We start from the raw sequence: 10,863 nt of genomic DNA on the forward strand, positions 1-10,863 counted from the left end.
GCTTGTATATTAAAATGAGTTTTGCAAAAGACGGAATGAAATATAGAAGAAAGTAGACAAAAGCAATGATAGAAAAAGGAAGAACAGATCAGATTATAGAGCAGCTGATCGATAGCGTTGAGAATGGACAAAATGTTCCATTTGCGCCAGGTAAGGTATCGGTTAATAAAGAAGAGACAATACGATTGTTGCGGGAATTAGAAAATATCGTACAGGGCGAGCTGAAAATTTACCGGGAAGTCAATGACCGGAAAGGTAAGATTCTGACAGAGGCAAAGAAGGAAGCAGAAGAAATTCTGACGCAGGCGGAGCAGAACGCCAGCCGTATCCGTGTGACAAAACGGATGTCCACACTTCCTGCATTTCATCCGGGCGATTTGGAGCCGGAGGATCGGGAAGCGTTACGGACTGCCGGAGACATCTATGCGGCATCTTTGATCTACACAGATGAGATGCTCACGGAGGTAAATGATCTGTTGGCAGATTCGTATGATCTGGTGAAACAGCAGTATGCGAAGATGGTAGAGACGTTGGAGGAAAAGACTCGGATCGTAGCAGAAAATAAAGCAGAGTTGATGGGCAATCTCAAGGAACTCAGCAAGGAAGAACGTTATGCACAGATTCTGGAGCTTGGACAGCTTCTCTCGAATGAGTTATATGATGAGAAGAACAAGGTAAAGCTTGCAGCGGCGAAAAAGAAGCCTGTGAAATTGGAATATGAAGAAGAAACAGGAAAAGAAGAAAAGGAACAGAAGTCATGACGAGATATCCATATTATGAAAGAACCATTCATTATTACGAGACAGACCGGATGGGGGTTGTACATCATTCGAATTATGCGCGGATTCTGGAAGACTGCCGTATCGATATGATGGCGTATTACGGACTGCCATATGCGGAGCTGGAACGCATGGGATATATGATTCCTGTGCTGGAGTTATCTGAGAAATTCACGGAGAGCCTGAAGTTTGGAGAAGTGGTAAAGGTAGTTCCAGATATTTACAAGGTTAGTGCATACAAATTTTATATCAGTTACAAAATCTATGATGAAGGGATGAAGACGGTCAAGCATACGGCAACGACAGCACATTGCTTTTTAAACAATGATTTCAAACCGGTCAGTCTGAAAAAAGAAGCACCGGAATTATATGACAAGCTGTTGCTGATGGCAAATCCGGAAGCATATTAGGAAATACAAAAGGAGAATGACATGATACAGGAAAAGGAACATAAGGGCGTCGTATTTTCGTGTGAGGTTTTTCCGCCAAAGCGTGATGATGACATCTATCAGATTTATAAAACACTGGATGAGATTAAGACATTGAAACCGGATTTTATCAGTGTGACTTATGGTGCCGGTGGTAGTAACAGTAAGAAAACGGCAACGATTGCAGCGTATATTCAGAATATCTGTGAGGTGGAAGCGCTTGCGCATATGACAGCGGTCGGTATGGATGAAGCAAGCCTTCGTGCATTGCTGTTTGAGTTAAAAAAGAAAGGCGTGGAGAATATTCTGGCATTGCGTGGCGATAAGCCGAGAACAATGTCACAGGAGGAATTCGACCAGCGCTATTTTAAGTATGCAACCGATCTGATTCCAGAGATCAAGAAAAATGGAGATTTCTTTATCGCGGGTGCCTGCTATCCAGAGGTACACCCGGAGTCTAAGAATCAGGAAGAGGACATCCAACATTTGAAACAGAAGGTAGATCTGGGATTGAACTGTCTGATCACACAGATGTTTTTTGATAATAACGCATTTTATTCTTTTATGGATAAATTGGAGAAAGCGGGCATTGATATTCCGGTGCATGCAGGTATTATGCCAGTGACAGCGGCAAAGCAGCTCGGTACGAGTGTAACGTTGTCCGGCTCTTCGGTTCCGGTAGAAATGAGTAATATGATCGCAAAGTACGGCGAGAATCCAGAAGATATGAAGAAAGCCGGCATTGAATATGCCGTGAATCAAATTCTGGATCTCAAGAAACACGGCGTTGCCGGCGTACATATTTATTCGATGAATAAAGCAGATGTGACAAAACAAATTTATGAAGCCAGCTTTTAAACTGGCTTCAATACGTCTTTTCGTTTATTTTTCTTGTGTTCATACAGCGATTCGTCTGCCTGATGCAGAACATCCTCGATGTTCAATGTCGGGTTACAGATGAAGGTAGAAACACCCAAACTGATATCGACATAATACGGCTTTCCGTTCGTCTCGTTGAGATGTTCGGAGAGCGCTTTTATTTTGCTGCACAGATGATCCGGTGTGTGTGGATCGTCTAGGAAGCAAAATGCTACGAACTCATCGCCGCCGATACGTCCGATGACGTCGTCAGTGTCGAAGCTCTGCTGCAGGATCTGGGCAATGCTCTTGATTGCATAATCGCCATTTTTGTGTCCGAAGCGGTCATTGACCTGCTTTAGATTATCCATATCAGCAAACAGTAGCATAGCAGGTTTTCCTTCGTTGTAGGAAGAGTTGACAAGGTGCTGTACACTGTCTAAGAATCCGCGACGGTTGTTAATGCCGGTCAGACCATCTGTGATTGACAGTTTGTTTAATAACTTGTTTTTTTCACTCAGCTCAGATGCGGAGCTGGCAAGCTTGCTCTGGGTAAGAAGCTGCTGCTTCATCAGAGAAATAAAGTTCAATGAAGTTGCAAGCTGTAAACTGTTTGGATAGATATTCTGGAAATGCTCGATGCCAATCTCGCCGACGAACAATCCATATTGGATATTATTTGTAAACAGTGGCGTGATCACGAGGGTACGCCGACGGTCATAGGACGTGTACTGGTTGAAGAATAATTTATCCGAAGAAATCAATCGGTCGTCCCCGCTTAAGTATACGGTTTTTCCGTTATTGTTGCATGCCTGAAGATAAAGGTTCTTTGGAATCTTCCATGAACCGTCAGACATCAGCATGACTGGATCTTCATAGATGTACATATAGGAGCTTATAAAATGTGCATCCTGTAATTTATCCATGATGAGACGGAAGCAGGATTCCTCGTCGTCACTATATGTCAGTGTATCTCTTGTGATGTACATAGAGGACCACACAGCCTTTTTGTGATCGTGAATCGTGTTATATAAGGTGCTTGACGATTTTGCCAGCATATCAGAATAAAGCTGGTTGAATAACCGCATAATCTTGCACCGGTTGTTGTCATCCACGAGGGAACAGAGCAACTGATTCAACTCGCGTATCGCATGAGTGAGCTTGTCGTTGCTGAAGTACAGGTCGACAAAGTCTGTGGCAATCAAGGCCAGCAGACTACCGGAAATAGCGGCAGCGTCAAATGCCATGGAACCATCCGCAACCGGCTTTAAAATGAGTTCCAAAGGTTCTGAGAACCGCTCAATCAGTTCCTCGTAGTAGAAATTGTCTTTGTAATCATCAAAGAGATAATTTAAGACATAATTTTTGGCTTTCTGCAGATCGTTGGCTGCAAAAACGGAAGTCAGCTCCTTGGCTTTGTTTAATTTATAATTGCCGCAGCCACACGAAGAACGAACGATCAGGCTGGAACTTAAAATACTTGTGCTTGTACTTCCGTGGTCGAGTAAATTCAATACTTCGTATACGGCATGGTAGCCCATGTCGATGATATGGTTATGAACGGTTGTAAGTGGTGGATCTAATACCAGTGCAGCAGGGGCATCATCGTAACCAGTCACAAGAATATCCTTGCCAATTTCCAGTCCCCTTGCTTTGATGGCGTTGTAACCGCCGATTGCCATTGAATCGTTTGCGAAGACGATCGCTTCCAGATCCGGGTTTGCATCCAGCAGATTATTTACAATATCCTCAGTAAATTCTGAGAAATTTCCATACACAATACGGTCTTCTTCTACCGGAATGTTATGATCCATCAGAACTTGGCAGTAGGTATCCAGACGTTCTTTTGCGTCTGCATTTTCTCTTCTTCCGCTGACAAAACCGATTTTTGTCTTATGATGTTCGGTGATCAGATGCTCGATTGCCTGCCGCATGCCGGTACGACCTTCTGTATACAGATATGGGTAGCCTGGAACTTCAATCTCAATCGTGAGGATTGGAATATTGAAATTCTTCAAAAATGCAATCATATCGTTTTCTGACAGGAAGCTTCCGATTGAACCAATCGAAACGATCAGGGCATCCAGTGTATGCTTGGATGCATAATAAAAAATAGAATTATACTGGTAGTCAAACCGCGCATTTTTCGGATCATTATATGATGCGTTCATATACATGCCCGGAAAGACGATCAGATTAACGTCAAGTTCTTTTGCTGCATAATCGACACCTTTACAAACCTCGTAAGCATAGTCGTTATCCAGATGACAAGTGAAAAAACCAATGTTTAGCCGTTTGTTGCTTTTCTTCATAAAATTATTACACCCCCGAAAGTCTTTATCGCGGCACAGACCCTGTGCACAAAGACCTGATAATAAAATAGTAACACCCACTTATAAAAGTAGCATATATACGCTGAAAATTCAACAAAATCCGACATAAAAAATACACATTTTCAAGGTTTACAAACTGTTCTATATCGACTATAATTATCGAGTATGAAAAGAAGACAGGGTTCGCCCAAAACAGGAGGATAAGATTATGGATTACAAAAAAGCTGGCGTTGATATCGAGGCAGGTTACAAGTCTGTAGAACTGATGAAAGAGCATATCAAGAAGACGATGCGAAAAGAAGTGCTGACCAACATTGGTGGATTTTCCGGAGCATTTTCATTAAGCACGATAAAGGATATGGAAGAGCCGGTTTTGTTATCCGGAACAGACGGCTGTGGAACGAAAGTAAAGCTTGCGATGGTGATGGATAAGCATGATACAATCGGTATTGATGCAGTTGCAATGTGCGTCAATGATATTGCCTGTGCAGGTGGAGAGCCATTGTTCTTCCTGGACTATATTGCATGCGGAAAGAATTATCCGGAGAAGATCGCAACGATCGTCAGCGGTGTCGCAGAAGGCTGTGTACAGTCAGATGCTGCACTGATCGGTGGTGAGACCGCGGAGCATCCGGGACTGATGCAGGAGGATGAGTATGATCTTGCAGGATTTGCAGTTGGTGTTTGCGATAAGAAGGATATGATCACAGGACAGAACATCAAGCCGGGTGATGCGTTGATTGGTATTGCATCAACGGGTGTACATAGCAACGGATTCTCGCTTGTCCGCAAAGTATTTGATATGACAAAGGAAAGCCTTTCTACCTATTATGATGAACTTGGAACAACACTTGGAGAGGCATTGCTTGCGCCGACAAGAATCTATGTGAAGGCACTTCGCGGTGTAAAGGAAGCGGGCGTGACAATCAAGGGCTGCAGCCACATCACAGGTGGTGGATTCTATGAGAATATTCCACGTATGCTGCCAGACGGTATTGTTGCAAGCGTGAAGAAGGACAGCTATGAAGTACCAGCAATCTTCAAGCTTCTTGCAAAGACTGGCGATATTGAAGAAAAGATGATGTACAACACATATAATATGGGTATTGGTATGGTACTTGCCGTAGATGCTGCCGATGTAGATAAAACACTTGCTGCTTTGGAGAAGACTGGCGATAAGGCATGGGTGATCGGTGAGACAAAGGCAGGAGAAAAAGGAGTCGAATTATGCTAAGAGTTGTCGTGTGCGTGTCCGGTGGCGGAACGAATCTGCAGGCAATCATTGATGCTGTTGCAGATGGTACGATCACGAATACAGAGCTGGTCGGTGTGATCAGCAACAATTATGGTGTGCGCGCATTGGAACGTGCAGAGAAAGCAGGTATTGATGCAAAGGTTGTATCCCCAAAGGATTACGAGAACCGTGCGGCATTTAATGAAGGACTGCTTACCACAATCCGGGCATATAAGCCGGATCTGATTGTACTTGCGGGATTTTTGGTTGTGATTCCGGAAGCTATGATCGAGGAATATGAGAATAGGATTATCAACATTCACCCATCCCTGATTCCATCGTTCTGTGGAACCGGGTATTATGGATTGAAGGTGCATGAGGCAGCACTTGCCCGTGGCGTTAAGCTGACCGGTGCAACCGTGCATTACGTGGATAAGGGAACGGATACCGGCCCGATTCTTCTGCAGAAAGCAGTCGAAGTAAAACCGGGAGATACACCGGAGATTCTGCAGAGACGTGTGATGGAAGAGGCGGAGTGGAAGTTACTTCCGGCAGCTATCAATATGATCGCAAATGGTGAAGCATAGGAATAGAACCGAATAAAGGAGGAAATCATGAAAGTACTTATCGTAGGTGGCGGTGGCAGAGAACATGCCATTGCGTGGAAGTGTAGTCAGAGCAAACGTGTGACAGAGCTCTATGCAGCTCCTGGAAATGCAGGTATTGCACAGCTTGCAACCTGTGTAGATATATCGGTAATGGATGCAGAGAAACTGGTTGCATTCGCAAAGGAAAAGGAAATTGATCTTGCAATCGTCGGACCGGATGATCCGCTTGTTGCCGGTGTTGCAGATGCTTTTATGGATGCTGGAATCCGTGTGTTTGGACCAAGAGCCAATGCAGCAATTATCGAAGGATCGAAGGCATTTTCCAAGGACCTGATGAAGAAGTATGGAATCCCATCTGCAGCCTATGAGACATTTGATAATGCAGATGCGGCACTTGCATATTTAGAGACAGCCAAGATGCCAATCGTACTGAAGGCGGATGGTCTTGCACTTGGCAAAGGTGTGTTGATCTGCAACACTCTTGAAGAGGCGAAGGAGGGCGTCAAGACATTGATGCTCGACAAGCAGTTTGGCTCTGCCGGAGATAAGATTGTTATTGAAGAGTTCATGACAGGACGGGAAGTATCCGTACTCTGCTTCTGCGATGGAACGCATATCAAGCCGATGGCTTCTGCACAGGATCACAAGCGTGCGAAGGACGGCGATCAGGGACTTAACACCGGTGGTATGGGAACATTCTCACCAAGCCCATTCTATACAGATGATGTAGACAAATTCTGCAAGGAACATGTCTACCAGAAGACAATGGATGCGATGAAGGCAGAGGGCAGAGATTTCACAGGAATTTTATTCTGTGGTCTGATGCTGACACCAGATGGTCCGCGTGTGCTGGAGTACAATGCGAGATTTGGCGATCCAGAGGCACAGGTTGTACTTCCACGTATGAAGAACGATATCATTGATGTGATGGAAGCCTGTATCGATGGCAAGCTCGATGAGGTAGAGCTGGAGTTTGACGAGCAGGCAGCTGTCTGCGTTGTTCTCGCATCAGACGGATATCCGGAGCATTATGACAAGGGATTTGTGATTGACGGTCTGGATACATTTAAGGATAAAGAAGGATACTATGTATTCCATGCAGGAACTAAACAGACAGATAAAGGAATTGTAACAAATGGTGGCCGTGTATTAGGTGTGACAGCGAAGGGAAAGACATTGGTAGAGGCACGTGCGAACGCATATAAAGCAACAGAATGGATTCAGTTTGAGAACAAATATATGCGACATGATATTGGTAAGGCCATCGATGAACAGTAATTAGGAAGAAGGAATTTTATGTTCATTGAACTTGATTTTAACAGCAACGAGGCAATTTATATGCAGTTGCGGAATCAGATCATACTGGGAATTGCACAGGATAAAATCAAGAATGGTGAGTCGTTGCCGTCTGTTCGGCAATTGGCGGAAGATATCGGTGTGAATATGCACACAGTAAACAAAGCATATGCATTACTTCGAAATGACGGATATCTGAAGCTTGACCGTAGAAAAGGAGCTGTTGTCTGCGTGACGGTAGAGTCGCGCAAGGAACAGCTCGAAAAGGTCAATCTGGATATGCAGATGCTGGTTGCGGAGGCAATATGCAAAGATATCAGTCTTGCTGAAATGCACCAGATTATAACGGATATGTATAAAGAATTTGGCGACATTGCAAACGGAGGTAACAAAGAAACATGAGACTGGAATATACAGAGCAGGCACAGGAGGTGCTTGCTGTGATGGAGGAGACTGCCCATCAGATGAAGTTCAGCTATATCGGTACCGAGCATCTGCTCTATGGTATGCTAAGCTGTCCGTGGGTGACTGCGTGGAAGATTCTCGCGGAGAATGGGGCAGACGAATCCTTTGTTTTAAAATATCTGGAACAAAACAGTGGAACGAAGAAGATAAAGACACTTGTGTATTCAGATAAGCTGAATACACTTTTGGAACAGGCAGAAAAAGAAGCGGACAGGCTGCGTAACGAGAAGATCGGTACGGAGCATATTTTACTTGCTATTTTAAAATCCGAAGATACACTTGCCATCAAGCTTTTAAACTCGATGGCAGTCAATTTAAAGAAAACTTTTGTGGACACATTAGTGGCACTTGGTATGGATATGACACAGGCAAAACGGGAGCTTGGCGCATTAAGCAACCCAAAGAACAAGAAGAAATCCTCATTTCCGACTTTGGAGCAATACAGCCGTGATCTGACGGAAGCAGCACGGGAAGACCGGTTAGATCCTGTTGTTGGCAGAAATGCAGAAGTGGAACGCGTGATGCAGATTCTGTGTCGCCGTATGAAGAACAATCCATGTCTGGTTGGAGAACCGGGTGTTGGTAAGACCGCAGTTGTAGAGGGACTGGCACAGATGATCGCATCTGGCACAGTACCGGAGATTCTCGCAGACAAGCGTATTTTGAGTCTGGATTTGTCTGGTATGGTGGCAGGTTCGAAATATCGTGGAGAGTTTGAGGAGCGTATCAAACGTGTGATCGCGGAAGTGCGTGCTGCCGGAAATGTAATTTTATTTGTGGATGAACTGCATACGCTGATTGGCGCAGGTGGTGCCGAGGGCGCGATGGATGCGTCTAATATCCTGAAGCCGGCATTGTCCCGTGGCGAAGTGCAGATGATTGGTGCGACGACGCGGACAGAATACCGGAAGTATATCGAGAAAGATGCAGCGCTAGAACGGCGGTTTCAGCCAGTTTATGTGGAGGAACCGACGCGTGAGGAGACGATTGCCATCTTGCAGGGCTTGCGTAGCAAGTACGAGGAACATCATGGGGTAACCATTTCCGATGATGCGTTAGAGGCGGCAACGGATTATGCAATCCGTTATATCAATGACCGGTTCCTGCCAGATAAGGCAATTGATCTGATCGATGAGGCGGCTTCGAGAAAGAAACTCGGCATTTTTGCAGGAAATAAGACGGCGAAGAAGGCAGAAGAGACACGCCATAATCTGGAAGAGGCGCTGGAGGCTGCGCTTGCAGAGGGCGATATCGAAGCGGCACAGGCATTGAAGAAGGATCTGGATAAGACAGATAAGAAAATCGAAAAGACCAAATATAACATGCGCGAAAAAGAGCAGGAACAGATGCTTGTGACAGAAGAGGATGTCGCGGATGTTGTTTCTGTATGGACAAAAATCCCGGTCAGCAAGATTACTCAGACGGAGTCTCAGCGGTTGTTGAAGCTGGAAGAGATTCTGCATAAGCGTGTGGTGGGACAGAATGAGGCGGTGGAAACTGTGGCAAAGGCAATCCGCCGTGGCAGAGTTGGCTTGAAAGATCCGAAGCGTCCGATTGGATCATTTTTGTTCCTTGGACCAACTGGTGTTGGTAAGACAGAATTGTCTAAGGCACTTGCGGAAGCGATGTTTGGCAATGAAAATGCGATTATCCGTGTGGATATGTCTGAATATATGGAAAAACACAGCGTATCGAAGATGATAGGTTCGCCTCCGGGCTATGTCGGTTTTGAAGAGGGTGGACAGCTTTCCGAACAGGTACGGAAGAATCCATATTCTGTAATTTTGTTTGACGAGATTGAGAAGGCACATCCGGATGTGTTTAATGTGCTGTTGCAGGTACTCGATGATGGACGTATCACAGATTCACAGGGAAGAACCGTGGATTTCAAGAATACGATCATTATTATGACAAGTAATGCCGGTGCACAGCGTATCGTTGATCCGAAGAAATTGGGATTTTCTAACATAGAAAATGCAGAGTCCGAGCATAAAGATATGAAGAATAATGTCATGGAAGAGATTAAGCGGATGTTCAAACCAGAATTTCTGAACCGTATTGATGACATTATTGTATTCCGTGCACTCTCGAAAGAGGATGTCAAGGGGATTGCTGCGCTCATGCTGAAGGAGCTGAAGAACCGTCTGGCAAAACAGATGGATATTACACTTACCTACGGCGACACAGTGAAGAACTTCATTTTCGAAAAAGGCTACGACAAGAAATATGGAGCAAGACCACTGAAACGGGCAATTCAAAATAATATAGAAGATTCTCTGGCGGAGGAAATTCTGTCCGGAAAGATTCAGGCATCCGACAAGGTAAGCATGACCGTGGTGGATGGCAAAGTTGTGTTCACAAAAAAATAATAATTTTGTACAAATTCCACGTAAGATTTTGTAGAAATTCATGTAAAATTGTTGTATAATGAAAAAGAATTGAGCAAGAACGAATTCGAGATACGAAATTATAAAATACAATACGGAGGAACAGAATATGGCAGTGATTGATGAACTGATCCGCGAAGAAGAGACAGGAGCCTTGAGCTTTGGTAATTTTGCACTGGCAACAAAGACAAAGAAGGATGGCTTCCAGTATCAGGGCGATAGCTATAAGATTAAAACTTTCCGTGAGATTACGAAGCTGGAAAGAAATGGAATGTTTGTATATGAATCCGTACCTGGTACAGTTGTACATGACTTCCGCGCGACAGATAAGGCAGTGAATTTTGTGGTAGAAGGCGAAGAAGATTCCCAGATCACGCTGGAGTTAGAGGCTGAGAAGGAATACAAGATTCATATTGACAAGGTATATGTTGGAAAGATGAAGACAAACCTTGGTGGCAAACTGAATCTGAGTGTA

General features: G+C 44.5%; 10 protein-coding genes (1 of these 10 cut by a window edge). 9 read left to right on the forward strand and 1 reads right to left on the reverse strand.

The window, feature by feature from the left end; all coding sequences use genetic code 11:
- Positions 1-65 precede the first annotated feature (65 nt).
- Genes H9Q76_RS03415 through metF form a run of 3 tightly spaced genes read left to right on the forward strand, consistent with a single transcriptional unit; the run spans position 66 to position 2,065 of the window.
- On the forward strand, positions 66-761 hold the full coding sequence (locus H9Q76_RS03415) for a hypothetical protein (RefSeq protein ID WP_021985646.1): 696 nt from the start codon (positions 66-68) through the stop codon (positions 759-761).
- Positions 758-1,189, forward strand: coding sequence for an acyl-CoA thioesterase (locus tag H9Q76_RS03420; protein WP_021985645.1), 432 nt, complete (start codon positions 758-760; stop codon positions 1,187-1,189). Before H9Q76_RS03415 ends, H9Q76_RS03420 begins: the two co-directional genes overlap by 4 nt.
- A gap of 21 nt (positions 1,190-1,210) precedes the next feature.
- Positions 1,211-2,065 (forward strand): methylenetetrahydrofolate reductase [NAD(P)H], encoded by an 855-nt coding sequence (metF, locus tag H9Q76_RS03425; protein ID WP_021985644.1) that lies wholly within the window; start codon positions 1,211-1,213, stop codon positions 2,063-2,065.
- Here metF and H9Q76_RS03430 read toward each other — a convergent pair.
- Positions 2,062-4,377, reverse strand: a complete 2,316-nt coding sequence (locus H9Q76_RS03430; RefSeq protein WP_227573350.1) for a diguanylate cyclase domain-containing protein — start codon at positions 4,375-4,377, stop codon at positions 2,062-2,064. The genes metF and H9Q76_RS03430 overlap by 4 nt on opposite strands.
- A 229-nt stretch (positions 4,378-4,606) precedes the next feature.
- On the opposite strand from H9Q76_RS03430, the gene purM reads away from it, so the two are divergent.
- The 6 genes from purM to H9Q76_RS03460 form a co-directional block, all read left to right on the forward strand.
- Entirely contained in the window at positions 4,607-5,632 is a 1,026-nt protein-coding gene (gene purM / locus H9Q76_RS03435) for a phosphoribosylformylglycinamidine cyclo-ligase (protein ID WP_195541297.1), read from the forward strand.
- Positions 5,626-6,219: a phosphoribosylglycinamide formyltransferase gene (gene purN / locus H9Q76_RS03440; protein ID WP_195541296.1), complete on the forward strand. Its 594-nt coding sequence runs from the start codon at positions 5,626-5,628 to the stop codon at positions 6,217-6,219. Before purM ends, purN begins: the two co-directional genes overlap by 7 nt.
- 27 nt (positions 6,220-6,246) lie before the next feature.
- On the forward strand, positions 6,247-7,518 hold the full coding sequence (gene purD, locus H9Q76_RS03445; RefSeq protein WP_118671115.1) for a phosphoribosylamine--glycine ligase: 1,272 nt from the start codon (positions 6,247-6,249) through the stop codon (positions 7,516-7,518).
- 18 nt (positions 7,519-7,536) lie between these two features.
- A complete protein-coding gene (locus H9Q76_RS03450) occupies positions 7,537-7,938 on the forward strand; it encodes a GntR family transcriptional regulator (RefSeq protein ID WP_021985639.1) in 402 nt (133 codons plus the stop codon).
- Entirely contained in the window at positions 7,935-10,370 is a 2,436-nt protein-coding gene (locus tag H9Q76_RS03455) for an ATP-dependent Clp protease ATP-binding subunit (protein WP_249321619.1), read from the forward strand. The genes H9Q76_RS03450 and H9Q76_RS03455 overlap by 4 nt, the downstream gene beginning before the upstream one ends.
- Before the next feature lie 127 nt (positions 10,371-10,497).
- Positions 10,498-10,863, forward strand: partial view of a hypothetical protein gene (locus H9Q76_RS03460; protein WP_021985637.1) — the 5' portion only. It continues 48 nt past the right edge of the window; 366 of the gene's 414 nt are visible here — the first part of the coding sequence; it begins with the start codon at positions 10,498-10,500; the stop codon falls past the right edge of the window.

This window comes from Wujia chipingensis (assembly GCF_014337155.1).
Lineage (GTDB): Bacteria > Bacillota > Clostridia > Lachnospirales > Lachnospiraceae > Coprococcus_C > Coprococcus_C hominis.